Raw genomic sequence first — 26,113 nt, forward strand, 5'->3', positions numbered from 1 at the left:
ATCTCCGTTTGCGGGTTCATTTGGCGACAGCGTTGTTGAAGCCGGGGCGCGGGACCATGTCCATCAACATGGAGGACATGCCACCGTCGACCGAAAGCTCAGCGCCGTTCACGTAAGCCGAACGCGGGCTGGCAAGGAATAGCGCCACGTCGGCGATGTCTTGCGGCTCCCCGATCCGGCGACTGGCGGTCACGGCGGCGCGACGGGCCTCGAAGCCGGCCTCCTCGTAGAAGCCGGCCGAAAGCGCCGTTCGGATCATTCCGGGACATATGGCGTTGCTGCGCACGCCTTCGGCCCCCCACTCCACCGCCATCTGGCGCGACATCAGCAGCACGCCCGCCTTGCTGGCGCTGTAGGCGCCGCTGCCCGTCTGCGGAAAGAGGGCCGAGATGGAAGCCACATTGACGATGCTGCCGCACCCGGCCTCTCGCATGGGCGCTGCGAAGGCCCGTGCGCACAGCAGGTAGCCCGTGAGGTTGACCGACAAGACATGGTTCCAGTCGGCGAGGCTCACATCCGCCAACCCCCCCGGGCGTAGCAGGCCGGCGTTGTTGACAAGGACTCGGCAGTTGCCGAGTTCGGCCCGCACGTGCTGCGCAGCGGCCTCCACGCTGGCCTCGTCCGCGATGTCGCAGCGCACGGCCAGACCGGAGGCGCCGAGTTCCGAGGCCACGCCCTGTGCCCCCGCAAGATCGCGATCGAGCAGCGCGACCTTTGCGCCTGCCTGCGCCAGGCTGCGGGCGACGGCAGCGCCGATGCCGCTGGCAGCGCCGGTCACGACGCACACCTGTCCTTCCAAGCCGAGCCAGTGCGGCCGAGAGTTGGGGGTCATGAGGTCTCCTTTTTCGAAGACCAAATTGTTGGCATGCCCGCGCTGACTGGTTTTGACGAATCCAGCGAATGTCAGGACAATTCGTGCAGGCTTCGACGGAAATCACATGGCGAGGGACATTCCGAACTACTCCCTCTACGGGGACCAAGCACTGCCAGCCTGGCAGAGCTTCTTCGATTTCGAATGGATCCCGGAGCGCTCACTCCCTTACAACTGGGAGATCCGACCCCACACGCACGATGCGTTCATCCAGATCCTTTGCCTGACGCAGGGCTCGGTCGAAGTGCTGCTCGATCAGGCACGGATCCAGCTGGCGTCGCCCTGCATTCTTCTGATTCCTGCACAAACCGTGCATGGATTTCACTTTTCTCCCGACGTCGACGGCCCGGTGATCACGGCTGCACAACGCCCGCTGGAATCCTTGGCCGGCGTACTCATGCCGGAGTTGCTGCAGACGGTCCACAAGCCAGGCGCCACCGCGCTACCAAGCGAACGCGACATTGAAGAACTCATGCCACTCTTCCTGGCGATCGAGCGCGAGAGTCGCTTCCACGCCGCCGGCCATGTGGCGGCGGGCATGTCGCTGTTGATCGCCCTGCTCGTGAAGATCGCACGACTGCAGGCGATCCAGGCGACAGAACCGGTGCGGCTCGCTTCACGCAAGGCCGTGCAGATCAAAAAGTTCCGGGCCCTCGTCGAGCGGCATTTCAAGGAGCACCTCCCGATGCAGGCGTACGCATCGCAGCTGGGCGTCACCCCGGGCCAACTGACACGTCTCTGCCGCGACGCACTGGGCATGTCTGGCTTGGACGTCGTGCAAGCCCGATTGATTCACGAGGCCCAGCGGGAACTCGTCTATACCGCGAGCAGCGTCCGCCAGTTGGCCGACGGGCTCGGCTTCGCTGACGAGGCCTACTTCAGTCGATTCTTCCGGAAGCGAACCGGAATGACGCCACGCGAGTTCCGAGCTCGCGCGGCCGAGGCCATGCGCCACCCGGAGCGAACGCTCAAGCCGTAGAGCGAGGACGCCACTGCACGATCTTGTGTTTTGGAATACTATTCAGACATTAAACGTTATTCCAACACCTGCATCGGGGATCCGACATGTCTTCATCTGCTTGCGAACCTCATACCCGCTTCCCCATCGGCGTGATCGGAGCGGGTGCCATCGGTCGCATGCACATCGAACGTCTTGCGCGACACGAGGCGGTCGCGCTAGGCGCCATCGCCGACCCGACCGACGGCGCTCGCCTGCTGGCCGACCGCCTGGCAGTGCCATGGTTCGCCGACTACCGCGACATGCTGGCGAGCGCGCCGGTCGAGGGCGCGATCGTCGCCACGCCCAACGCCACCCATGCCGAAATCGGCCTGGCTTGCATCGCCCGCGGGCTTCCCGTCCTGATGGAAAAGCCGGTCGCCGACAACGCCGAGGAAGCGCAGCGCTTGTGCGATGCCGCAACGGCGCACGGCGTGCCGCTGATGGTCGGTCACCAGCGGCGCCACAATCCGATCATGCGTGCGGCCAAGGCGCTCATCGCAGATGGCGTGCTGGGCCGCCCGGTCAGCGTGAACGCCATGGCGACCTGGCTCAAGCCCGACAGCTACTACGACCTGGCTTGGCGGCGGCAGCCGGGCGGAGGCCCGGTGCTGATCAATCTGATTCACGACATCGACATGCTGCGCTACCTGCTGGGCGAAATCGCAGAAGTCCAGGCGCTCACCTCCAACGCCTTGCGCGGCTTCGAGGTCGAGGACACTGCGGCAGTGACGCTGCGATTCGCCAACGGGGCGCTCGGCACGATGTGCGTTTCGGACGCGGCAGTCTCGCCGTGGAACTGGGATCTGGCCGCCGGAGAAGCATCACACTATGCGCAGCAGGACGTGAACTCGCATTTCATATCCGGCACGGAAGGCTCGCTGACCTTGCCGCGGCTGGACGTCTGGCGCTACCGTGGCAGCCGCGGCTGGCACGCGCCATTGACGCACGAACGCACGGCGGTCCACGCCGCTGACCCCTACACGGAACAGCTGCGCCATTTCCGGGCCGTAGCGGAAGGTCAGGAGACGCCGGTGTGCTCGGGGCCCGACGCGTTGCGGACCCTGCAGGCGGTCCAGGCTGTGCTTCAGGCGGCGCGGACTCGACAACCGGTAAGCTTGGCTATTTGAACAACCCACGCGCGCCTCGAGGCGGCTGAAGGCAGATCCGAATGTCCGGCGTATTGCAAAGAACCCTGGGGATCCTCGAACGGCTGGCCGCCGACGTGAACGGCGTTTCCCTCGCCACCCTCGCCGATGAGCTGGAAATGCCGCGCAGCGCGGCCCATCGCCTGCTCCTCGAGCTTGCAGAGCAAGGCTACGTTCGGCAGTCGCGAGAGCGCGGAGACTATGTCTTGACGACGAAGCTGGTTTCTCTCGGCCTCAACTACCTGAAGTATTCCGGTGTGGTGGATTTGTGCCAGCCCATCCTGGACCGGCTGGCGGTATCCAGCGGCGAACTGGTGCGCCTCGGCGTGGTGGATGTGGATCACCTGACCTGGGTGGCGCTTTCACAGGGCGCGCGCAGCGGCTTGAAGTACGACCCCGACATGGGGATCGACGCCCAGCTGTCTTGTACGTCTTCAGGGCAGTGCTGGCTCGCGACATTGAGCGACGACGATGCAATTGCACTCGTTGCCAAACAGGGGCTGGGGAAGCCGGAGCGCTTCGGTCCCAACGCCCCCGCTTCCATTGCCGCGCTGCTGAAAGCGCTACGCCGAATCCGAGCGGATGGCTATGCCGTCACGAGCGAGACCTATGTAGAAGGGCTGGCGTCCGTCGCGGTGGCCATCCGCCCCCCCAACAAGGGCGCGGTGGGCGTGTTGGTCATTTCTGGGCCGACCGTGCGCCTGAACGAAAAGAAGCTTCGGGCGCTCGCCCCGGCATTGATCGAGGCCGCCAACGAAATTGCTGCCGTTAGCGCGGCATCGCCACTGCTCAATCGCGCCCACGTGGGCGCTGACGCCTATTGAATGGCACGACGTTGTGCGCTTCCGTCGAACGAAAGCGCCACGCCTTGAGGGTCCGCCAGACATTCCGAGCGGCCTGCGCTGAAGCGCCACTTTCTTACAGCAAATCGACAGGTATCTTCAGATACGAGGTGCCGTTCGCATCGGGAGCAGGCATGCGGCCGGCGCGCATGTTGACTTGCACCGACGGCAACATCAGCGCCGGCAGCGCAAGCGTGGCGTCGCGCGCTTGACGCAGCGCCACGAAGTCGGCCTCGGCCATTCCGTCTCGCACGTGGATGTTGCTTGCGCGTTGGTCGGCGACAGTCGTACGGCAGGCCGCTTCGCGGCCCTTTGGCGGATAGTCGTGACAGAGATAAAGCGCCGTCTGCGGTGGTAGCGCCAGCAATCGGCGGATCGACCGAAACAAACCGGGCGCATCGCCGCCCGGGAAATCGCAGCGGGCAGTGCCCAGGTCGGGCATGAACAGCGTGTCGCCTATGAAGACTGCATCCGCGTCGTCCGTCGGATTGGCGATGCGGTATGCCACGTCGGCCGGCGTATGACCGGGCACGTGCAGCGCCTGCGCCTGCAATGTACCGATGGAGAAGGTCTCGCCATCGGCGAACAGCCGGTTGAACTGCGAGCCGTCCACGTCCATGTCGTCGGCGTTGAAGATGCCACGGAATCCACGCTGCACCGCGGTGATACCCGCGCCGATCGCCAAAGCACCGCCGAAACGGCGCTGCAGCCAGGGCGCGCCGGACAGGTGATCCGCATGCGCATGCGTCTCGAGCAACCACTGCACCCGCAGTCCTTTCGCTTCCAGGTACGCGGCGACAGCCTCGACCGGGCGCGGATCGGTGCGACCGGACGTCTGGTCGAAACCCAGCACCGGGTCGATGACCGCGCAGACGCCGGCTCCGTCATCGACCACATGGGAGAACGTGGCGGTGGCCGCATCGAAAAAGGAATGGATGGACAGGCTCATGGCAACTCCGTCGAGAGACGTCATTTTATATAATGAAAGCGATTTCATTGAATAAAACATGCAGAGTTCTCTGTGACCACAGCTTCCACTCCCGTTGCGCTACCCGAATCCACGCTGGTGACGCATCTGTACGATCAGGCGGCGCAGCCGTTGCCCGACGTCACCCGCGCGCGACTGGCGCAGGCTCTGCTGGACTGGTTCACGGCCGGCTGGTCGACGCTGGACATGCCGGCCGCGGCCACGTTGCGCGGCCTGGGACGCACGTTGATGCCCGGTGCCGGCGACGCGGCGCTGTTTGGCAGCGACCCCGCAGGCGCCACGCCGCTGGCAGCCGGCTTCGTCAACGCCGGCATCACGCACCTGCGCGAGATCGACGATGCGCACCGCGCCGCCATGCTGCACCCCGGCGTCGTAGCCATCACGCCGGTGCTGGCGCTCGCGGCACCACTGCGCCTGACACGCGAACGCGCGGCGCGGGCCATCGTCGCAGGCTACGAAGTGGCGCTGCGGCTGGGCGAGGCGCTGGGCACGCGCCATGCAGGCCTGTTCCACGCGACGGCCACGGCCGGAGCCGTCGGTGCCGCCGCTGCGGCCGGCATGGCGATGGGTCTGGACGCACCTCGGCTGCACCATGCGCTGGGCATCGCCGCCACGCAGGCGGCCGGCCTCTGGCAACTGGTTGACGACGGCGCGCACGAATCCAAGTCGCTGCACCCTGCGTTCGCCGTGCGCAACGGCATGACGGCCGCGTACGCGGCACAGGCGGGCCTGCCGGGAGCCCGAGCATTCTTCACCGGCCGGCGCGGCATGTACGCCGCGTTGGCGGGCGAAGGGCCATTGGCCGCCATTGACAGCGGACTGGATGATCCGGAGCGTCTGCACACCGCCACCATCAAGGCCTGGCCAGCCTGCGCGATGCTGTTCACGCCGCTCGACGCCACGCGCGCATTGATCGAGGAGCACGGCATCGGTGCGGCCGATGTGCAGTCGATGGAGATCGATATCTTCCCGCACGCACTCAAGATCGCCGGGGTGCAGTGGCCCGCCAAGCCGGCCGAGGCCAGCTTTTGCCTGCGCTATGTGCTGGCGGTGCTGCTGCAAAAAGGCGTGCTCGGCATCGCCGACACCGAGGCGCCGGACATCGACAACGCCACGCTGCGTGCGCTGGCCGCGCGCATGTCGGTGCAGCCCAACGATGAGTTTCAGCGGGCCTTTCCGCAACGACGCCCGAGCCGCGTGAGCATCACGCTGCACGACGGACGGAAGCTCACGTCCTACCGCGAGCTGCGTCGCGGCGATCCGGAAGACCCCTATACCTGGGATGGCGTGCAGCAACGCATGCGCACCTTCGCGCCCGCGATGGACGACGGTCAAGCCACCGCGCTGGTGGCCTGGTGCGAAGGATTCACGGATGCAGGGCAAGATGCTGCAGCCGGCGCACCGTCCAGCGCGCTGTTTGGCAAGGTCCGCCCTATCGAAGCCAGTCGCGGGGCGGACGGCTGCTGAAGCCCTGCTCCGCCAGGGCCTGCTGCGCCACCTGGACGGCCTTGCGCTGGGCCGTCGCACTCTGCCGCTGCGCGAGGCCGATCACCACCAGCGCGCCCTGAAAGACACCGTCACTGTCGAACACCGGCACGGCCACCGATGCAATCTGCGGCACACGCTCCTCGCGGGTGATGGCAAAGCCGTCGCGCGCAATCGCCGCAGCCTGGGGCGTGTTGCCGCCGGTGAAGTAACGCAGCACATGCGAAGACGAGCCGCCGGCCGAAAGCTTGAGCCGTGCGCCCACCTCCACATGGTGACGGACCTCATTGCTGCTGTTCTCGCGGTACAGGCAGACGCGCTCATCGCCATCGCGCACGTAGAAAGCCACCGTCTCCCCTGTCTGCCGCATCACCTCCAGCAGAGCTGGCTGCAGCCGCGAGCCGACGTCGAAGGTGCGACGGTAGAGCATGCCCATGTGAAGCAGCGCCGGGCCGGGCGAATAGCTTCCGTTGTCGAAACGGTGGACCATGCGCGCCCGTACCAGCACACCCAGAAGGCGTAACAACGTGGCCTTGTCCAGACCGGTGCACTCTGCCAGCTCGCGCAATTGCAGGCGCAGCCGATCCTCGGTAAAGCACTCGAGGATGGACAAGCCGCGTTCCAGGACCCCCGAGGGTGGGCGCGACGTGCCGATGTCGGCCGCTGGTGCCTCGATCGAGGTGGCAGCCGGAGCCAGCCGCGCGGTCTTGCGTGCCGAGGTCGGGGCAGCCGTCTTGTTCAAAGGGGATGTAGATCTCATGGGTAGATATTGCGTCCGCGCGCCCTCCTGGGGCCGACACCGTTGACAAGGTCAGGCACGCGGCCTATTATTTCATCAATTGAAATGCATTTCATTCATTGAAACACCAAGAGACAAGAAGAAGCAGCCCTTGCGCGCAGTGCACGCAGCATACCTGGGCGGCAAAGAAGCGTTCTTTACAACGGAGACATCGCGTGTTTTCCGGTGCGCCAAGGTCATCGGACCGGCGGCTGTGCCAGGCCACCCGCGTTCCTGCATGACGACGACCATCGACAATCCCGCCGCCCAACGCACTGACGCGCTGGCTGAGACACTGGCCGGCATCGTGGGCGCTGCCCATGTACTGACGGTCGCGGCCGACATGGCCCGCTACGAGGCCGAATGGCGTCGCACCTATCCCGGCGCCGCGCGCGCCGTGGTGCGCCCGGCCACCACCAGCGAGGTGTCGCGCGTGGTGGCGGCCTGTGCCGCCACGGGTGTGCCCATCGTGCCGCAGGGTGGCAACACCGGCCTCGTCGGCGGCTCCACGCCCGACGGCTCGCGGACCGAAGTGGTCGTGAGCCTGGACCGAATGCGCGCCGTGCTGCACGTCGACCCGCTGGACAACACGCTCACGGTCGAGGCCGGCTGCACCGTGCTCGACGCACAGGCCGCTGCAGAGAAGGCTGGCCGCCTGTTTCCGCTGTCCCTCGCCTCCGAAGGCAGTGCCACCGTGGGCGGCGTGGTCTCCACCAATGCAGGCGGCGAACAGGTGCTGCGATACGGCAACACCCGGGAGCTGGTGCTGGGCCTGGAGGTCGTGCTGGCCGACGGTCGCGTGCTCGACCTGCTGACCGCACTGCGCAAGGACAACACGGGCTACGACCTCAAGCAGTTGTTCATCGGCGGCGAAGGCACGCTCGGCATCGTCACAGCGGTCACCTTCAAGCTCTTCGCGCGGCCGCGCAAGGTGATCACCGCCTGGGTTGCGGTGCGCGACCCGCACGCCGCGGTGGAACTGCTGTCGCGCCTGACCGATGCGGTGGGCGAGCGCGTGACCGCGTTCGAACTGATCGGTGACGGCCCGCTGGGACTGGTACTGAAGCACGGCACGACGGGCATGCGCGCGCCCCTCGGCAATGTGCCGCCCTGGTCGGTTCTGCTCGACGTGTCCGAGGTGTCGGCGCGTGTGGACCTGCAGCCCGCGGTGGAGGACATGCTGGGTGCAGCGATGGAGGACGGCCTGGTGCTGGACGCCGCGCTGGCGGCCTCCGACAGCCAAGCCCATGCCTTCTGGGCGCTGCGTGAACACGTGCCGGAGGCCCAGCGACTGGAAGGTCCGTCGATCAAACACGACATCTCCGTCGCCATCTCGCGCATTCCCGATTTCATCGCCCGGGCCGGTGCGGCGCTGCAGCAGTTGATGCCCGGCATCCGCATCGTCTGCTTCGGACATGTGGGCGACGGCAACCTGCACTACAACCAGAGCAAGCCCGCCGGCATGGCGGACGCCGACTTCCGCGCGCAGGAGGACGCAGTGCACGACATCGTGCATGCGACGGCTGCGCAGTTGAACGGATCGATCTCCGCCGAACACGGTATCGGGCGGCAGAAGCAAGCCGCATTCCTGCACTACAAGCCCCCGGTCGCACTCGAGGCCATGGCGCGCATCAAGCGCGCGCTGGATCCGGCCAATACCTTCAACCCCGGTCGCGTGCTGCCACGCGCGCTGCTGGACTCCATCACCTCTGTCTAACACCAAGAGGATTTTCATGCCCGTTTCAGTATTCGACATGCAGTCGCTCCAGCATCTCTGGGGCACCGACGAACTGCGCGCCATCTTCGGCGAAGACAACCGCATCCAGAAATGGCTCGACTTCGAGGCCGCGCTGGCCGCCGCGCAGGCGGAGCTCGGCATCATCCCCGCCGCCGCCGCCAAGGAGATCGCCGAGAAGGCCAAGGTCGAGAACATCGACATCGCCAAGATGTCGGCCGAGATCCGCCGCATCAAGCATTCGCTGGTGCCCGCGCTCAAGCAGCTGCAGGCCGCCTGTTCCAATGAAAACGGGGAATGGGTGCACTACGGCGCCACCACGCAGGACGTGGTGGACACGGGCGTCGCCTTGCAGTTGAAGGAATTCCATGCGGTGGTGATGCGCGACCTGAAGGCGGTGGGACAGGAGCTCAAGCGCCTGGCCGTGGCCCACCGCGACACACCGATGGCCGCACGCACGCACGGCGTGCAGGCGTTGCCGATCACCTTCGGCCACAAGTGCGCGCTATGGCTCGACGAGTTGGGCCGCCACCACGAGCGACTGGTACAGGCCGCGCCACGCGTGCTGGTCGGCATGTTGGCCGGCGCTGTGGGCAGCCAGGCCTCGCTGGGGCCCAAAGCGATCGAGCTCGAAGCCCTGACGCTGAAGAAGCTGGGGCTGGGTGTACCGATGATCAGTTGGGCACCGGCACGCGATCGCTTCACCGAATACACGAGCTTGCTCGCCATGGCCGGCAGCACGCTGTCGAAGATCGGCAACGAACTCTTCAACATGCAGCGCAACGAGTTCGGCGAGGTGGAGGAAGGCTTCTCCGAAGGCAAGCTGGGCTCGTCCACCATGCCGCACAAGCGCAACCCGACCTCGGCCGAGAACCTGGCCGGACTCTCGCGCCCGCTGCGCTACAACGCCGCAATGATGGTCGAGGGCATGGTGCAGGAAGGCGAGCGCGACGGCATCGCCTGGAAGATGGAATGGAAGGCCGTGCCCGAATGCTGCATGATCGCCGGCGCCATGCTGTTCCAGGCCAAGAACCTGCTGGCTGGGCTCAAGGTCAACGCCGACGCGATGGCCGCCAACCTCGACAAGATGCGCGGCTACCTGCTGAGCGAGCGGGTCATGCTGGAGCTCTCGGAACGCGTGGGCAAGCAAACCGCGCACGAGTGGATTTACGAGGCCTCGATGCACGGCATCACCAGCAAGCTCACCTTCGCCGATGCCATGCGCCAGCACCGAGGCCTCGGCAAGCTGCTGAGCGACAACGAGATTCGCGACTTGACCGACCCCTCGGCCTACCTGGGCCAGTGCAGCACCTCGGTGGACCGCGTCGTGGCCGCACAGAAGGCCTGGCTGGGCTGACCGCCCGGCGCGCGGGGCCTCAGACCACAGCCCCGCAGATCACAAAAAGACAGGAGACAGAAATGAACCCCACTGCCCGGACCCGTCGCCGCCTCGGTGTCTTTGCGCTGGCCTTTGCCGGCGTCATCGCCGGCGCGGCGCCGGCGGCCCAGGTCGCCTTTCCCGAGCAGCCCGTCAAGCTCGTGGTCGGTTTCCCGCCCGGCGGCGGCGGCGACCTGTACGGACGGCTGATCGCCAATGCCATGGGCAAGACGCTCGGACAGACGGTGGTGGTCGACAACCGCGCCGGCGCCGGCGGCAACATTGCCGCCGACATCGTCGCCAAGGCCAAGCCCGATGGCTACACCATCCTGCTTGCCATGAGCGGCAACCTGGCCGTCTCACCTGCGCTCAGGCCGCAGAGCATCCCCTACAAGGTGCCGGACGACTTCGCCGCGATCGGCCTGATCCTGGAGGCGCCGCACGGGCTCTTCGTCGGACACAACTCGCGCTTCAAGACGGCGCGCGAACTGCTCGACGCGGCCAAAACGCAGAAGCTGAGCTTTGCCTCCACCGGCACCGGCGCGGCGGCCCACATCGGCATGGAAATGGTCAAGCAAGAAGCCCGCGTGGACATGCTGCATGTGCCCTACAAGGGGTCGGGCCCGGCCATCACCGACATGCTCGGCGGCCAGGTCGACAGCTTCTTCGCCACCGCATCGCCGCTGGTCGGCCAGGTCCGCCAAGGCCAGTTGCGGCTGCTGGCGATCACCGGTGCCAAGCGGAATCCGGCGATCCCGGAGGTGCCGACCTTTCAGGAGCTGGGCGTGAACGTGCCGGTGACGCAGTGGTACGGACTGGTGGCGCCCGCCGGCACGCCGCAGGCCGTGGTGAAGGTGCTGTCCGACCACCTGAGCCGCGCACTGGCCACACCGGAGGTGCGCAACGCGATCCGCAAGGACGCCGCTTCCGAACGCGAACTGCCGATGGACGGCTTTCGCAGCTTCATCGTCGAGGACATCGCGCGCTACAAGGCCGCGATCACGCCCGCGCTGATGAAGGAGATCTCCCCGTAAACCCCCTCGCTGATTTCAAGGAATGAACCGCATGCGCTACGACACCCTCATCTCGGTCGACCAACTCGCCGCTGCGCAGAAAGGTGCCACGCCCCCGATGGTGCTGGACTGCAGCTTCGAGCTGACCCATCTCGACGCAGGCCGGCAGGCCTACGACGCGGGCCATGTCCCGGGTGCGGCCTACCTTCACCTGGAGCACGCCCTGTCGGCCGAGAAGACCGGCAAGAACGGCCGCCACCCGCTGCCCAGCCGCGAAGCCTTCGCCGCCACCATGGTCGCGTTGGGCATGAATGGCGACACCCAGGTCGTGGCCTACGACAACGCCGGTGGCATGTATGCGGCGCGCTTGTGGTGGATGCTGCGCTGGGCCGGCCACCGTGACGTCGCCGTGCTCGACGGCGGGATTGCCGCCTGGAAGGCCGCCGGCCAGGCGATCTCGACCGCGGCGCCCGCCACGCGGCCGCCCGGCCACTTTGCATTGCGCGCCCCCCTGGTCTCCACCCTGTCCTACGAGCAGATGAAGGCCAACATCGCCAGCGGGGAGAAGCTGGTGCTGGACGCCCGCGCCCCCGACCGTTTCCGCGGCGAGAACGAAACCATGGACCCGGTCGGCGGGCACATCCCTGGCGCGAAGAACCGTCTGTTCAAAGACAACCTGGTCGCCGATGGCCGCTTCAAGACCGCCGACCGGCTGCGCGCCGAATTCGACGCCATCACTGGCGGCAAGCCTGCATCGGCGCTGGTGAACCAGTGCGGCTCGGGCGTCACCGCATGCCACAACCTGCTGGCGATGGAGGTGGCGGGACTGAAGGGGGCGGCGCTCTATCCCGGCTCGTGGAGCGAGTGGAGCGCCCAGCCCGGCGCGCCGATCGCGACCGGCCCTGCGGCCTGACACGCCCTCCTGTCGCTCCTGCTTGCTATCCCTAGCCTCATGAATCCGGAGACACTTTCATGCAAACAAGAGCAAGGAGCCAGTTCCTGCGCCGCTCGGCCGCCCTGTTCGCCGTGGCGGGCTTCGTCGCTCTTGCCGGCACCGCTCATGCCGCCTACCCCGAGCAGCCGATCAAGTTGGTGGTGGGATTCCCGCCCGGCGGCGGCGGAGACCTGTATGGCCGCACCATCGCCAACGCGTTGGCCCGACACATCGGCCAGGCGGTCATCGTGGACAACAAGGCCGGTGCCGGCGGCAACATCGCGGCCGAAACGGTAGCGCGCGCGCGGCCGGACGGATACACGCTGATCCTGGCCATGAGCGGCAACATGGGCAGCGCCCCCGCGGTGCGCAGCAACCTGTCCTACAAGGTGCCCGAAGACTTCGTGCCCATCGCGCAGTTGGTGGAGACGCCCTTCGGCCTGATGGTGGGAAGCAACTCCAGCATCAAGTCGATGAAGGACTACCTGAGCGCGGCCAAGAGCGGCAAGCTCACCTATGCCTCCACCGGCACCGGCGGCTCCTCGCAGATCGTGATGGAGATGGTCAAGCAGGACGCCGGACTCGACATCCTCCACATCCCCTACAAGGGTTCGGGCCTGGCGCTCAACGACCTCTATGGCGGCCAGGTGTCGAGCTTCTTCGCGCCGTACACCCCGCTGATGGGCCAGATCGCCGGCGGCAAGCTCAGGCTGTTGGCCGTGAGCAGCCCGAGGCGCGTGCCCTCGCTGCCGGATGTTCCCACGCTCAAGGAATCCGGCATCGACGTCGTGATGACGCAGTGGTACGGACTGGCCGCGCCAGCCGGCACGCCCAAGGAGGTGATCGACGTCCTCGGGCGCGCAGTCAAGGAGGCGATGAAGGATCCTGAAGTGCTCAAGGTCTATCGCGCCGACGGCGCCCAGGAAGCCACGCTGACCGGGACCCAGTTCCGCGACTTCATCGTCAAGGACATTGCCAACTACAAGCGCGCCGTGGAGCGAGGGAACCTGAAGGCCGAGTAGGAGACACAGCCCCCAGCCTTCGCAACGCTTCAAGCGAAAGAATCATGAGTACCGAGACGCCCATCTTCCTGCCCCATAGCTCCCACTGGGGCGTCTTCTCAGCCGCCTGGGACGGTCATACGCTGGCGGTAAAGCCGAATCCGGACGATCCGGACCCGAACCCGCTGATCGACAACTTCCCCGATGCGCTGCACCACCGGGCGCGCGTCACCACGCCCATGGTGCGCAAGGGGTGGCTGGAGCGCGGCCCGGGGCCCGACCCGATGCGCGGCCAGGACGACTATGTCGCCATGCCCTGGAACGAGGTGCTGGACCTGCTGGCGAAGGAACTGCAGCGCGTGAAGGACCAGCACGGTGCGGGCGCAGTGTTCGGCGGCTCCTACGGCTGGTCGAGCGCGGGGCGCTTCCATCATGCGCAGAGCCAGGTGCACCGGTTCCTCAACACGACGCTGGGCGGCTACGTGCGCTCGGTCAACAGCTACAGCGCCGGCGCCTCCGGCCCGATGCTGCCGCACGTCATCGGCACGATGGAAGAGGTGGCGCGCCGCAACGTGACCTGGGAGCAGATCGTCGAGCACACCCACGTGGTGCTGGCGTTCGGCGGCATGGCGCTGAAGAACTCGCGCGTGGCCTCGGGCGGCATCAGCCGCCACATCGAGCGCAATGCCATGCGCGACGCGGCGGCCCGCGGCTGCCGCTTCGTTTCCATCAGCCCACTCAAGAGCGACCTGCCCGAAGAGGCGCAGTTCGAATGGCTGCCTGCCGTGCCCAATACCGATACGGCGCTGATGCTGGCCCTGGTGCACCAGTTGGTCAGCGACGGCACGCACGACCACGACTTCATCGCCCGCTACTGCGACGGCTGGGAAGCCTTTGAGGACTACCTCATGGGCCGCAGCGACGGCGTGACCAAGAACTGCGCGTGGGCCGCCCCAATCTGCGGCCTTCCCGCGCAGCAGTTGATGGATCTGGCCCGCTCGCTGGTCGGCAAACGCACGCTGGTCGTGGTCTCGCATTCGCTTCAGCGCGCCGAGCATGGCGAGCAACCCGTCTGGATGGGGGCGGTTCTGGCCGCCGCGCTGGGCCAACTGGGTCTGCCCGGTGGCGGCTACAACTACGCGCTCGGCACCCTGGCCCACTACGGCAAGCGCAACAACGCGGTGCCGGCCGCCGCGCTGCCGCAGGGCACCAACGGTGTGAAGGAGTTCATCCCGGTCGCGCGGATCAGCGACATGCTGCTCAACCCCGGACAGCCCTTCGACTACAACGGCCAGCGCCGCAGCTACCCTCACATTCGCCTGGCGTACTGGGCCGGCGGCAACCCGTTCCACCACCACCAGGACCTGGCCCGGCTGGCCGAGGCCTTCCGGACGCTCGATACCTTCGTGGTGCACGAGATCGCCTGGACCGCGACCGCCCGGCACGCCGACATCGTGCTGCCCTGCACCATGACGCTGGAGCGTGAGGACATCGGCGCAACGCCCACCGACCCGATGGTGGTGGCGATGCACCGCATCGCCGAACCGCACGGGTTGAGCCGCGACGACTACGACATCTTTTGCGATCTGGCCGGACGCCTGGGCGGGCTCAAGGCCTTCAGCGAGGGCCGCACGACGCGCGAATGGCTGGCCCACCTGTATGAGCGCACCCGCGCCGGGCTCGAAGGGCTGGGCCTGGAGGCTCCCTCCTTCGACGAGTTCTGGCAGCGCGGCAAGCTCATGCTGCCACAGCGCGACGACGACGGCGGCATCCTGCGCGCCTTCCGGGATGACCCCGTGGGCGCGCCGCTGCCCACGCCCAGCGGCAAAGTGCAGGTCAGCTCGCCCACGATCGCCGCCTTCGGCTATGCCGACTGCCCCGGCCACCCGGCGTGGCTGCCGCCGAAGTTCGCCCCGACCGCCGAGCACCCGCTCTGGCTGATCGCCAACCAGCCGCACACCAAGCTGCACAGCCAGCTCGACTTCGGCGCGCACAGCCAGGTCAGCAAGCGCCAGGGCCGCGAGGTCTGTACGCTGCACACGGCAACGGCCGCAGCGCGCGGCATTCAGGAGGGCGACATCGTGCAGCTGTTCAACGAGATCGGCGCCTGCCTGGCCAGCGCCCACCTGTCGGTTGAGATGCGCGAGGACGTGGTGCAGCTGCCCACCGGCGCCTGGTACGACCCGGCGCTGGACGACCAGGGCCGCCCGATGTGCGCGCACGGCAATCCCAATGTGCTGACGCGCGACATCGGTACCTCGTCGCTGGCACAGGGTTGCGCGGGGCAACTCGGCACCGTGCAGATCAAGCGCTATGACGGCGCGCTGCCTCCAATCCGCGCCTTCGAGCCACCGGTGGCTGTCTCATCGTTCGAAGCTTGAAGGTGCATCCGATGGCACGGGGGTGCTAAAAAGAACGGCCCCCAGTCCATCGGCAAATCCACAGGCGGGTGGACCACCAAGATTCATAGGGTTGCTGCGGATGCTCGAACGGCCGTAACGTTTTCCTTGTCGCCGGCCGCGCCTTGGCCCCGGGTGACGCCGAAGCCTTTTCCTTTACGCCACAGGCTGCTTGGACAATTCAAGCTTGGCGATGGCATTGCGGTGCACTTCGTCCGGACCGTCGACGATGCGCACGGTGCGCTGGTGCGCATAGGCCTCGGCCAGCCAGAAGTCCTGGCTGACACCGGCCGCGCCGTGCGCCTGGATCGCCCAGTCGACCACCTTGCACGACATGTTGGGGGCCACCACCTTGATCATGGCGATCTCGGCACGCGCTTCCTTGTTGCCGACCGTGTCCATCTTGTACGCAGCGTTCAGCGTCAGCAGCCGCGCCTGATCGATCATGCAGCGCGACTCGGCGATGCGTTCATGCCAGACGGATTGCTCGGCCAGAGGCTTTCCGAAGGCGATGCGCGAACGAAGCCGGTCGCACATCATCTCCAGCGCGCGCTCGGCAGCGCCGATGGAACGCATGCAATGGTGGATGCGTCCCGGGCCCAGGCGGCCCTGGGCGATCTCGAAGCCACGGCCTTCGCCCAGAAGAATATTGCTGACTGGCACGCGCACGTTTTCCAGCAAAACCTCCATGTGGCCATGCGGTGCATCGTCGTAGCCGAACACCGAGAGGTGCCGCAGCACGCTCACGCCGGGCGTGTCGCGCGGCACCAGCACCATCGATTGCTGCGCATGGCGCGGCGCCTCGGTGTCGGTCTTGCCCATCACGATGAATATCTTGCAACGCGGACTTCCAGCGCCTGACGAAAACCACTTGCGGCCGTTGATCACATATTCATCGCCGTCTCGCCTGATGGTGCACTGGATGTTGGTGGCGTCCGAGGATGCCACGGCCGGCTCGGTCATCAGGAAGCCCGAGCGGATCTCGCCGGCAAGCAGCGGTTCGAGCCACTGGTCCTTCTGCGCCTCGGTGCCATAGCGTTCGATGGTTTCCATGTTGCCGGTGTCGGGCGCCGAGCAGTTGAAGACCTCGCCCGACCACGAGACACGTCCCATCACTTCACACAGCGGCGCGTAGTCCAGGTTCGAGATTCCCGGCACGCCGCGGTGCTCGTGCGGCAGGAACATGTTCCAGAGTCCGGCGGCGCGGGCCAGCGGCTTGAGTTCCTCGATCAGCGGCGAGACTTGCCAGGCATCGCCCTGGCGACGAAAAGCATTCATCTCTTCGTGATAGCGCGCTTCGTTGGGATAGATGTGCTGGTCGAAGAATTGCCGCAGGCGCTGCAGCAGATCGCGTGTCTTGGGGGAGGGTTCGGCAAACATGGTGTGTCCTTCGCTTCTTGAGGGTGGCGTCCGGTCCTGGCGCTCGGTGTCCGCGATTAGAACGCGGCCGGCGCCAGGATGCCGTCTCGCGTGTGACGCGACGGCCAGGGCCTGCCCTAGACCCCCGCCACCGGATCCGCCGCAGCGAATCGCGGCTCGGGCTCCGCCTCGGCCTTCGCCGGCCCGAAGCTGAAGCTGGCGTACCCGTCCTGCACGGCCGCCCCCGTGTACTGCCGGTAGGCATGGAAGCCCCCGGTGAACAGCGTCAGCCCTTGCGGCTTGTCCTTCACGTTCGCACCGACCCACCAGGTCTTGGCCTTGTTGATCAGCGAACGCTTGGCCAGGTTGCGCACGACGCCCATCCAGTCCTCTTCGGCCTTGGGGGTGGGCTCGATCGTCTTGAGACCGTTCTTGTGCATGTGCATGATGGCCCCGGCGATCCAGTCCACGTCATGCTCGCTGATGCGGATGATGTTGGCGAGCGCCGCCGGACCGTTGGGGCCGGTGGTCATGAAGAGGTTCGGGAAGCCCTCCATCATCAGCCCCAGGTACGAACGCGCGCCGTCCTTCCATTTGTCGTTGACCTTGCGGCCGTCGCGTCCGATCACGTCGAAGGCCATCATGGCGCCTGTGAGTCCGTCGTAGCCGGTGGCGAGGATCAGCATGTCGAGTTCGACCTCGCCCGACTCGGTGCGCACGCCCTTTTCGGTGATCTCGACGATCGGGTCGGTGAGGCAATCCTTCAGATGCACGTTCGGCAGGTTGTAGGTCTCGTAATAGCTGGAGTCCAGACAGGGCCGGCGGGCGAAGATCGGATAGCCCTTGGGCTTGAGCTTCTCGGCGGTCACCGGGTCCTTGACGACCTCGGGGATCCTGTTGCGCACGAACTCCGCCACTTGCTCATTCGCTTCCTCGTTGAGCATCAGGTCCGAGAAGGTGCCGAGCATGGCCAGCCCCCCCTGCTTCCAGGCGTCTTCGAGCAAGGCCTGGCGCTGGGCCCTGGTGACGCTGAAGAAGGCCCGCGTCGATTGCGGCCGCGTGCCGCCGACGGCGCTGTTGCGTGCGGCCTCGCGGATGCCCGGGTAGTGCCGCTTGACCTCGGCCATGTACTCGGCGTCGAGGTCGACATTGCGCATCGGCATGGTGAAGCTCGGCGTGCGCTGGAAGACGAAGAGTTCGCCGGCCTGCGGGCCGATCTCCTGCACGATCTGGATCCCGGTCGAGCCGGTGCCGATCACGCCCACACGCTGGCCCTCGTAGCTGACGGGTTCGTGCGGCCACTTGGCGGCATGCAGCAGGCGGCCCTTGAAACGTTTCACGCCGGGGATGTCCGGCTCCTTCGGAATCGACAGCGGGCCGGTCGCCATGACGCAGTACGGCGCCTCCCAGGTCTCGCCCCGGTCGGTCCGGAGCACCCACAGCGCGCGCGCTGCGTCCCAGCTGGCCCGGTTGACGCGCGTGTTGAATTGGAAGTGCGGGCGCAGGCTGAGTTTTTGGGCGACGAAGTCGATGTAGCGCAGCAGCTCGGGCTGGGCCGCGAACTGCTCCGACCAGGTCCATTCCTGCTCGATCTCTGGCGAGAAGGAGTAGCTGTAGTCGATGCTGGGCAGGTCGACCCGTGCGCCCGGGTAGCGGTTCCAGTACCAGACGCCACCCACGTCGCCGCCCGCCTCGAAGGCCTGCAGGCTGAGGCCCATCTCGCGGAAGCGGTAGACGGCGTACATGCCGCCAAAGCCGCCGCCGACCACGAGGACGTCGACGCGTCGGGTGCCTGGCTCGCTCTGACCGAAGGCGGCGGGGGAATTCTTTGCAGTGTCGGCGTTCATGCGCATCTCCATGGAGGTTCTGGTCAACAAGTGGTTGCCGCGCCAGGGCGGTTTCGTTCGGCACGAGGCCGGGTCAGCCGGAGTTCCAGCCGGCCATGTTCAAGCTGCCCATCAGCACGCTGGACAGCGCGCCATCGACCAAGAGGTCGGTGCCGCTCACGTAGCCGGCGTCGGGGCCGACCAGGAAAGACAGCGCGTTCGCCATGTCCTCGGCCCGGGCGATGCGACGCAGCGGCACGCGGGCTTCGCGCTGGGCGCGGGCTTGGGGATCCGCATAGACCGCCGCGGTGCCCGGGGTTTCGGTGATGCCGGGCGACAGCGCGTTGACGCGGATGCCGTCGGGCCCCCATTCGAGCGCCATCTGCCGCACCAGCATCAGCGCCGCCGCCTTGCTGGGGCTGTAGGCGGCCAGCGGCGCGGTCGGGTGGCTGCCCGAGATCGACGTCGTGACCACCATGCTGCCCCGGGCGGCCTTGAGCAGGGGGTGGGCCGCGCGTCCCAGCAGCCAGGCGGCGCGCACGTGCACGGCGAACACCTGGTCCCAGTCCTCCAGGCGCGCCTCGAGCAAGGGCGCTGGAATGGCGAAGCCGGCGTTGCTGACGACGGCGTCCAGGCCGCCGAACTCCGCCGCGGCCGCCACCAGCCGCGCGGGTGCCGCCGGGTCGGCCATGTCGGCCGCGATCGCCTGCACCTCGGCGCCGTCCTGGCGCAACTCCCGGGCCAGCGATTCGAGTTCATCGCGATGAAGATCGGCCAGCACCATGCGCGCCGGCAGGCCGTGGCGCTGCAGCGAATCGCGCGCCAGCCGCTCGGCCATCGCCCGTCCGATGCCGCGCGCCGCGCCGGTCAGGATGATCCGCATGCCGTGGGAATCCTTGGTCATGGCCATCGCTTCTCCCGTCATGCGGCAAGCACGCCGCCATCCACCGGCAAGGTGACGCCGGTGATGTAGCTGGCCATCGCCGAGGCCAGGAACAGCGCCGGCTCGGCGATCTCTTCGGGCCGGCCGACGCGGCCCAGCGGCGTGCGGCGCAGGAAGCCCTGCAGACGCTGCGGATCGGCACGGGTGGCATCGGTCATCGCCGTCTCGATCACGCCGGGTGCGATCGCGTTGACGCGGATGCCATCCGGCGCGAGGTCGACCGCCATCGACTGCGTCAGCATCTTCACGGCGCCCTTGGAGCCCGAGTAACCGATGCAGCCGGCCTGCGCGATGAACGCCGCGCCCGAGGCAATGTTGATGACGCAACCCCGGGTCTGGCGCAGCGCGGGCAGGAAGGCATGCAGCACGTTGAAGCCGCCCAGCACGTTGACATCGAACACGCGGCGGATCTTGCGATGGGCGTCGGGCGTGTCGATGCCTTCGCGCAGGAGAATGCCGGCGTTGTTGACCAGCACGTCCACCGCACCGATCTCGCGTCCGATCCGTTCGGCCAGCTCGGCGCAGGCCGGCACGTCGGTGATGTCGAGCGCGAAGGCCCAGGCGCTGCCACCCGCTTCGACGATCTCGCGCACGGCGGCCTCGCAATCCTCGGCGCGCAGATCGGCCAGCACCACGCGGGCGCCGGCTCGCGCGTAGCGAATGGCAATGGCGCGGCCGATGCCGCCGGCGGCGCCGGTCACGAGGGCGAGCCGGCCATGCAACAGGAGGACGTCGGGACGCTCAGACATGGACAGCTCCGGTGCGTGTGGCGACAAACAGGGTCATGGGGTCCCCTCGGGCGCCGTTGCGGAAGTGGGCGGGCCGGCGCGCGAGGTCCGGGGAGGCATCGCGGACGCCTCGGGGGGCGCGCCGAGTCTCGCGCGCCGGGCCAGGAAGGCATTGATCTCGCCGACGATGCCCCGGCGGAAGAGCATGACCACCACCACGAAGACGGCGCCTTGGACGATCAGCACCGCCTCCGCAAAGGCGGACAGCTGGTTGGCCATGGTCACGACCACCATGGCGCCCACCACCGGGCCGAGCATCGTCTGCAGGCCTCCGACGATGCCCATCAGCAGGGCTTCGCCCGAGGTGACCCAGCTCACGTCGGTGAGCGTGGCGATCTGGAACACGATGCTCTTCATGCCGCCGGCCAGTCCGGCCAACGCGGCGGAGAGCGTGAAGGCCAGCAGCTTGTAGCGATGGACCCGGTAGCCCAGCGAGATGGCACGCGGCTCGTTGTCGCGGATCGCAGTCAGCACCTGGCCGAAGGGCGAATGCACCACGCGCCAGATCAGCCAGAAGGCGGCCACCACCGTGACCATGACCACGTAGTAGAGCGTGAGGTTGTCCTGCAGGCTCAACAGGCCGAGCAGCTTTCCGCGCGGCACGTTCTGGATGCCATCCTCGCCGCCCGTGAAGGGTGAGCGCAGCGCGATGAAATAGACCAGCTGCGCGCAGGCCAGCGTGATCATCGAGAAGGCGATGCCGGCGCGACGGATCGCCAGCACGCCCGTGGTGGCGCCGATCGCCGCCGCCACGGCCACCCCGAAGAGCACGCCCAGCGCGGGATCGAAGCCCCAGACCTTGACGGCATGCGCCGTCGCGTAGCCGGCCGAGCCGAAGAACATCGCATGTCCGAAAGACAGCAGCCCGACGTAGCCGACCATCAGGTTCAGTGAGGCCGCGAGCAGCGCGAAGCACATCAGCTTCATCAGGAAGATGGGATACGCCACGAACGGCGCCAGCAGCAGCACAAGCGCGGCGGCGACCAGCAGGGCCATCCAGTGACGCTCGAAGAACGAGGGGGTTGCGGTCACATTGTCTCCTTCTACCGGTTCAGCGCAAGCTGCCGAAAAGGCCCTGCGGACGCACGGCAAGCACGATCAGCATCACCACGAACACCACCATCCCGGCGCCGTCCGGGTACACCAGCTTGGTGATGCCTTCGATCACGCCCAGCCCGAAGCCGGCCACGATCGCGCCCATGATCGAGCCCATGCCGCCGATCACGACCACCGCGAACACGACGATGATCAGCTGGGAGCCCATGAGCGGATTGACCTGGTAGATCGGCGCCGCCATCACGCCGCTGAAGCCGGCCAGCGCGACGCCCAGGCCGTAGGTCAGCATCAGCATGCGCGGTACGCGCACGCCGAATGTCCGCACCAGATTCGGGTTCTCGGTGGCGGCGCGCAGGTAGGAGCCGAGTTGGGTCCGCTCGATGACGAACCAGGTCAGGATGCACATGCCCATGGACGCGACGATCACCCACAGCCGATACCACGGGAAGAAGGCCATCGGCGTGTCCAGCCCGCCCGCGATCGGGTTCGGATAGGGCTGGCCCGTGGCGCCGAACTTGTAGCGGAACACGCCTTCGAGGATCAGCGCGAAGCCGAAGGTCAGCAGCAGCGCGTAGACATGGTCGACGTGATAGAGCCGGCGCAGCAGGGTGCGCTCCAGCGCGACGCCGCTCAGGCCGACCACCAGCGGCGCCAGCACCAGCGCCCACCAGTAGTTCAGGCCCAGGTACTCCAGCAGGCCCCAGGCGACGAAGGCGCCGAGCATGTACTGCGCGCCGTGCGCGAAGTTCACCACGCGCAGCAGCCCGAAGATGATCGCCAGGCCCAGGCTCATCAACGCATAGAGCGAGCCGTTGATCATGCCCACCAGCACCTGGCCGGCGACGGCGGCCAGTGGGAATCCAAACAAGGTGTCCGGCATAGGATGTCTCTTTGTTCCGTCTTCTCTTGTCGATTCGCGTCAGACGCCGAGCAGCGCCTCGATCCGCGCGTGGTCGCTGGCCAGCGTCTGGCGGTCGAAATGCTCGGCGACCCTGCCTTCCTCGATCACATAGAAGCGGTCGCCGACACGCGAAGCAAAACGGAAGTTCTGCTCCACCATCAGGATCGTGAAGCCGCGCTGGCGCAGGATGCCGATGGCCTCGCCGATCTTCTCGATGATCACCGGTGCCAGGCCTTCGGTGGGTTCGTCCAGCAGCAGCAGCTTGGCGCCGGTGCGCAGGATGCGGGCGATCGCCAGCATCTGCTGTTCGCCGCCCGAGAGCCGCGTGCCGGGGCTCTTGCGACGCAACTTGAGATTGGGGAAGAGCGTGTAGATCTCATCGATCGTCATGCCGCCGGGCATCAGCACCGGGGGCAGCAGCAGGTTCTCCTCCACGTCCAGGCTCGCGAAGATGCCGCGCTCCTCGGGACAGTAGGCGACGCCCAGGCGGGCGATGTCCTCGGGCGCCATTCCCTGGGTAGGACGGCCGTTGATCGCGATGTGGCCCCGGCGCTTTGTCAGCAGGCCCACCACTGCGCGCAGCGTGGTGGTCTTGCCGGCACCGTTGCGCCCGAGCAGGCAGACCGCCTCGCCCGGCTGCACCACGAAATCGATGCCGTGCAGCGCCTGCGTCTCGCCGTAGAAGCCGGTGAGGCCGCGCACCTCCAGGCAGGGCACGTTCAGCTCAGGCATGGGCGCCTCCCACGTAGGCTTCGCGCACGCGCGCGTCGTTCGAGACTTCGTCGTAGCTGCCTTCGGCCAGCACCTCGCCGGCCTGCAGCACCGTGATGCGGTCGCACAACTCGGCCACCACCTTCATGTTGTGTTCCACCATCAGCACGGTCCGGTCCCTGGCGACCTGCGCGATCAGGCGCGTCACGGGCCCGATGTCCTCGTGGCCCAGGCCGGCGATCGGCTCGTCGAGCAGGATCAGTTCGGGCTCCAGCGCCAGCGTGGTCGCCAGCTCCAGCGCGCGCTTGCGGCCGTACGACAGGTCGGCGGCGGCATGGTCCGCATAGGGCTCGAGGTTGACCGCGGCCAGCAGCTCGCGCGCCCGCCCGGTGAAGCGCTCCAGCACCCGCGCGCTGCGCCAGAAGGCGAAGGTGCCGCCGGCCTTGCGCTGCAGCGCCACGCGCACGTTGTCCAGCACGCTCATCTGGCCGAACACCGCCGAGATCTGGAAGGAGCGCACCATGCCGCCGATCGCGACGCTGGCCGGGTCGCTCTTCGTGATGTCGTGCCCGTTGTAGTAGATGCGCCCGGCGCTGGCCGGGATGAAGGCGGTCAGCAGGTTGAAGCAGGTGGTCTTGCCGGCGCCGTTGGGGCCGATCAGGGCATGGATGCTGTGGCGCCGGATGTTCAGCGACACGTTCTTCACGGCATGGAAGCCGAGGAACTCCTTGCTGAGCCCTTCGGTGCGAAGGATGCAGTCGCTGGCGCGCACCGGGTTCGTCATGCGAGGCTCCGGTCGTCGAAGAGCACCTCGGGCAGGCCGCGCACGCCCAGCCCGTGGAAGGCGAACAGCGCGCCCGCATCCGGATGGTCGCTGCGCAGCAGGTTGCCGGTGTTGCGGATGCTGGTCAGGTAGAGCACGTCCAGGTCCGGCCCGCCGAAGCAGGGGCAGGTCGGGAACGGCGTCGGCACGTCGAGCAGCGCGAGCAGCGTGCCGTCGGGCTGGAAGCGGCCCAGCTTGCCGCACTGGACCAGCGCGATCCACAGACAACCTTCGGCATCCACCGTGGCACCGTCGGGCGCCGAGCCGTGCGCCTGGGTGCTGAAGAGCGTGCGGCGCGGTCCGACCGCCCCGGTGGCCGGGTCGTAGTCGACCACGCTGACGTTGCCGCTCAGGCTGTCGGCGTGATAGAGCCGGCGCCCGTCGGGGCTGAAGCAGGTGGCATTGGCCAGCGCGATGCCGTCGAAGAGCGGCGTCGCGCTGCCGTCGGCCTCCAATCGGTAGTAGCCGCCATCGGTGTCGTGCCGGCCCATCACCATCGAGCCGGCGACGAAGCGGCCCTGGCGGTCGGTGCGGCCGTCGTTCATGCGCATGGCCGGGCCCTTGTGCCGCACCTCCGCCAGCCGCCGCACCGCGCCCGTGGACAGGTCCATCAGGTGGAAGCCGTCCTCGAGCGCCAGTACCAGCCGGCCGCTGCGCGTCAGCGCGATCGAGCCCACGTCACTCGGCGTGGCCCATTCGCTGTACCGGCCCTCCGACATGCGCCGCACCAGCCTGGCCTTGGAATCGACCCAGTACAGCGACTGGTCGCGTGCGTCCCACAGCGGACACTCGCCCAGCCTGTCGCGCGTGTCGCCGATGATCTCGTGTCGTACGCTCATGTGGCACCCCGCCCCAGTCGTGCTTACTTCTTGACGAAATCGCAGCCGCCTTCGGACAGCGGACGGAACACCTGCTCGGCGGGGATGGCGGCGCCCACCGTGTAGAAGTCGTTCTTGCCCTTGGACTGCGCGGGGCTCTTCACTTCGACCGGATAGACCGGGCGCATCACCTGGCCGTCCTCACGGATCTTCACGTCCTTGGACATGAAGTCGTTCACCGGCGTGGCCTTCATCTTCGCCACCACCGCCGGGCCGGCGTCGGTGCCCGCCGCCTGCACGCTCTTGAGGTAATGCGTCACGGCGCTGTAGACGCCCGCCATGATGTAGGTCGGCACCACCCCGTTGTTGCGTTCCATGAAGCGCTTGCTCCAGGCCCGCGAGGCTTCGTCGCGGTCCCAGTAGAAGGGCACCGTGATGTTCAGGCCCTGCGCGGTCTCCAGGCCCATCGCGGCGACGCTGTTGATCGTCATGCCGAACACGCTCACGCTCTGGCCGCCCTTGGTGATGCGGAACTCGGCCGCCTGCTTGAGCGAGTTGGACAGGTCCAGCCCCGCGTTCAGGATCACGATCGCCTTGGCGCCGCTCGACTGCGCCTGCAGCAGGTACGACGAGAAGTCGGTGGTGCCCAGCGGATGCTTGACCGAACCCACCACCTTGCCGCCCGCCTGCTCGATGAAGCGCGTGGCCTCGGTCTGCAGCGCCGCGCCGAAGGCGTAGTCCACCGTCACGAAGAAGAAGGTCTTGATGCCCTTGTCGATCAGCGTCTGCACGCCGGCCTTGGGCAGCGAGTAGGTGTCGACCAGGAACTGGAAGGCCATCGGCGAGCAGGCCTTGCCGGTGAGGTCGGAGGTGACGGTGCCGGCGATCAGGTAGGGCTTCTGCTTTTCCTTCATCAGGGTCTGCACGCCCAGCGCGATCGACGAGGCCGAGCCGCCGACGATCGCGTCCACCTTGTCCGCCTCCAGCCACTTGCGCGCGGCGTTCAGACCGACGTCGGGCTTGTTCTGGTCGTCCATCGTGAGCAGCTCGACCGGCTTGCCGTTGACCTTGCCGCCGAAGTCCTCGATGGCCATCTTGGCGGCGAGCACGGAGCCGGGTCCGCCGTTGCCGGAATACGGACCGCTCAGATCGCCCATGAGGCCGATGCGCACCATGTCATCCGAGATCTGGGCATGCGTCAGGCCGGCGATCGCGGCCAGGCCGGCCGTGGCGAGCACGGCACGCAAGGCCGCGATGGAGTGCCGAAAGTTCTTCATTTCTGTGTCTCCTGCTGTCGTTGGTGAAAGCTTGGCCGGGGT

At 67.2% G+C, this 26,113-nt stretch carries 23 protein-coding genes and 1 pseudogene; 11 read left to right on the plus strand and 13 right to left on the minus strand.

What is annotated here, in order from left to right; translation table 11 throughout:
* Positions 1-16: 16 nt before the first annotated feature.
* Positions 17-832 (minus strand): SDR family NAD(P)-dependent oxidoreductase, encoded by an 816-nt coding sequence (locus AC1DYD_RS15565; protein ID WP_478173651.1) that lies wholly within the window; start codon positions 830-832, stop codon positions 17-19.
* 106 nt (positions 833-938) lie between these two features.
* On the opposite strand from AC1DYD_RS15565, the gene AC1DYD_RS15570 reads away from it, so the two are divergent.
* From AC1DYD_RS15570 to AC1DYD_RS15580, 3 genes are all read left to right on the plus strand, one after another.
* On the plus strand, positions 939-1,850 hold the full coding sequence (locus AC1DYD_RS15570) for a helix-turn-helix domain-containing protein (RefSeq protein ID WP_478173652.1): 912 nt from the start codon (positions 939-941) through the stop codon (positions 1,848-1,850).
* Between the two features lie 86 nt (positions 1,851-1,936).
* Positions 1,937-2,998 carry a Gfo/Idh/MocA family protein gene (locus AC1DYD_RS15575; protein WP_478173653.1) on the plus strand — a complete coding sequence of 354 codons (1,062 nt, stop codon included), beginning with the start codon at positions 1,937-1,939 and terminating at the stop codon, positions 2,996-2,998.
* Between the two features lie 41 nt (positions 2,999-3,039).
* Entirely contained in the window at positions 3,040-3,840 is an 801-nt protein-coding gene (locus AC1DYD_RS15580) for an IclR family transcriptional regulator (protein WP_478173654.1), read from the plus strand.
* A gap of 94 nt (positions 3,841-3,934) precedes the next feature.
* Here AC1DYD_RS15580 and AC1DYD_RS15585 read toward each other — a convergent pair whose 3' ends face one another.
* Positions 3,935-4,807 carry an MBL fold metallo-hydrolase gene (locus tag AC1DYD_RS15585; RefSeq protein WP_478173655.1) on the minus strand — a complete coding sequence of 291 codons (873 nt, stop codon included), beginning with the start codon at positions 4,805-4,807 and terminating at the stop codon, positions 3,935-3,937.
* A gap of 72 nt (positions 4,808-4,879) precedes the next feature.
* Between AC1DYD_RS15585 and AC1DYD_RS15590 the strand changes: the two genes are divergently transcribed.
* Positions 4,880-6,313, plus strand: a complete 1,434-nt coding sequence (locus AC1DYD_RS15590; RefSeq protein ID WP_478173656.1) for an MmgE/PrpD family protein — start codon at positions 4,880-4,882, stop codon at positions 6,311-6,313.
* On the opposite strand, the gene AC1DYD_RS15595 is transcribed toward AC1DYD_RS15590, so the two are convergent.
* Positions 6,279-7,073 carry an IclR family transcriptional regulator gene (locus tag AC1DYD_RS15595; protein ID WP_478173657.1) on the minus strand — a complete coding sequence of 265 codons (795 nt, stop codon included), beginning with the start codon at positions 7,071-7,073 and terminating at the stop codon, positions 6,279-6,281. The genes AC1DYD_RS15590 and AC1DYD_RS15595 overlap by 35 nt on opposite strands.
* Positions 7,074-7,347: 274 nt before the next feature.
* Here AC1DYD_RS15595 and AC1DYD_RS15600 point away from each other — a divergent pair, with 274 nt between their 5' ends.
* The 7 genes and pseudogenes from AC1DYD_RS15600 to AC1DYD_RS15630 form a co-directional block, all read left to right on the plus strand.
* Entirely contained in the window at positions 7,348-8,826 is a 1,479-nt protein-coding gene (locus AC1DYD_RS15600; RefSeq protein WP_478173658.1) for an FAD-binding oxidoreductase, read from the plus strand.
* 16 nt (positions 8,827-8,842) lie between these two features.
* Positions 8,843-10,201 carry an adenylosuccinate lyase gene (gene purB, locus AC1DYD_RS15605; RefSeq protein ID WP_478173659.1) on the plus strand — a complete coding sequence of 453 codons (1,359 nt, stop codon included), beginning with the start codon at positions 8,843-8,845 and terminating at the stop codon, positions 10,199-10,201.
* Between the two features lie 62 nt (positions 10,202-10,263).
* Positions 10,264-11,256 carry a Bug family tripartite tricarboxylate transporter substrate binding protein gene (locus tag AC1DYD_RS15610; protein WP_478173660.1) on the plus strand — a complete coding sequence of 331 codons (993 nt, stop codon included), beginning with the start codon at positions 10,264-10,266 and terminating at the stop codon, positions 11,254-11,256.
* 22 nt (positions 11,257-11,278) lie between these two features.
* Positions 11,279-12,148 carry a sulfurtransferase gene (locus AC1DYD_RS15615; protein ID WP_478173661.1) on the plus strand — a complete coding sequence of 290 codons (870 nt, stop codon included), beginning with the start codon at positions 11,279-11,281 and terminating at the stop codon, positions 12,146-12,148.
* A 59-nt stretch (positions 12,149-12,207) separates the two neighbouring features.
* The gene (locus AC1DYD_RS15620) at positions 12,208-13,191 is read left to right on the plus strand and encodes a Bug family tripartite tricarboxylate transporter substrate binding protein (RefSeq protein WP_478173662.1); all 984 of its coding nucleotides are present in this window, start codon (positions 12,208-12,210) and stop codon (positions 13,189-13,191) included.
* Positions 13,192-13,235: 44 nt separating this feature from the next.
* Complete coding sequence (locus AC1DYD_RS15625) at positions 13,236-15,551, plus strand: molybdopterin-dependent oxidoreductase (protein WP_478173663.1); 2,316 nt, start codon at positions 13,236-13,238, stop codon at positions 15,549-15,551.
* A pseudogene (locus AC1DYD_RS15630) lies at positions 15,542-15,686 on the plus strand (IS5-like element ISCARN85 family transposase); the annotation flags it as partial. The gene AC1DYD_RS15625 and the pseudogene AC1DYD_RS15630, both read left to right, overlap by 10 nt.
* 39 nt (positions 15,687-15,725) lie before the next feature.
* Here AC1DYD_RS15630 and AC1DYD_RS15635 read toward each other — a convergent pair.
* From AC1DYD_RS15635 to AC1DYD_RS15680, 10 genes are all read right to left on the minus strand, one after another.
* A complete protein-coding gene (locus AC1DYD_RS15635) occupies positions 15,726-16,949 on the minus strand; it encodes an acyl-CoA dehydrogenase family protein (RefSeq protein ID WP_478173664.1) in 1,224 nt (407 codons plus the stop codon).
* Positions 16,950-17,065: 116 nt separating this feature from the next.
* Positions 17,066-18,775, minus strand: coding sequence for a flavin-containing monooxygenase (locus AC1DYD_RS15640; RefSeq protein ID WP_478173665.1), 1,710 nt, complete (start codon positions 18,773-18,775; stop codon positions 17,066-17,068).
* A gap of 73 nt (positions 18,776-18,848) precedes the next feature.
* Positions 18,849-19,658, minus strand: a complete 810-nt coding sequence (locus AC1DYD_RS15645) for an SDR family NAD(P)-dependent oxidoreductase (RefSeq protein WP_478173666.1) — start codon at positions 19,656-19,658, stop codon at positions 18,849-18,851.
* 17 nt (positions 19,659-19,675) lie between these two features.
* Positions 19,676-20,446 (minus strand): SDR family NAD(P)-dependent oxidoreductase, encoded by a 771-nt coding sequence (locus tag AC1DYD_RS15650; protein WP_478173667.1) that lies wholly within the window; start codon positions 20,444-20,446, stop codon positions 19,676-19,678.
* A 33-nt stretch (positions 20,447-20,479) separates the two neighbouring features.
* Positions 20,480-21,481, minus strand: coding sequence for a branched-chain amino acid ABC transporter permease (locus tag AC1DYD_RS15655; protein WP_478173762.1), 1,002 nt, complete (start codon positions 21,479-21,481; stop codon positions 20,480-20,482).
* Between the two features lie 55 nt (positions 21,482-21,536).
* Positions 21,537-22,421: a branched-chain amino acid ABC transporter permease gene (locus AC1DYD_RS15660; protein WP_478173668.1), complete on the minus strand. Its 885-nt coding sequence runs from the start codon at positions 22,419-22,421 to the stop codon at positions 21,537-21,539.
* Between the two features lie 39 nt (positions 22,422-22,460).
* Positions 22,461-23,174 carry an ABC transporter ATP-binding protein gene (locus tag AC1DYD_RS15665; RefSeq protein WP_478173669.1) on the minus strand — a complete coding sequence of 238 codons (714 nt, stop codon included), beginning with the start codon at positions 23,172-23,174 and terminating at the stop codon, positions 22,461-22,463.
* A complete protein-coding gene (locus AC1DYD_RS15670) occupies positions 23,167-23,937 on the minus strand; it encodes an ABC transporter ATP-binding protein (protein WP_478173670.1) in 771 nt (256 codons plus the stop codon). The genes AC1DYD_RS15665 and AC1DYD_RS15670 overlap by 8 nt, the downstream gene beginning before the upstream one ends.
* Positions 23,934-24,815, minus strand: coding sequence for an SMP-30/gluconolactonase/LRE family protein (locus tag AC1DYD_RS15675; RefSeq protein WP_478173671.1), 882 nt, complete (start codon positions 24,813-24,815; stop codon positions 23,934-23,936). Before AC1DYD_RS15675 ends, AC1DYD_RS15670 begins: the two co-directional genes overlap by 4 nt.
* A 23-nt stretch (positions 24,816-24,838) precedes the next feature.
* A complete protein-coding gene (locus tag AC1DYD_RS15680; RefSeq protein ID WP_478173672.1) occupies positions 24,839-26,071 on the minus strand; it encodes an ABC transporter substrate-binding protein in 1,233 nt (410 codons plus the stop codon).
* Positions 26,072-26,113 lie beyond the last annotated feature (42 nt).

The organism is Variovorax sp. P4_B11 (genome assembly GCF_056402355.1).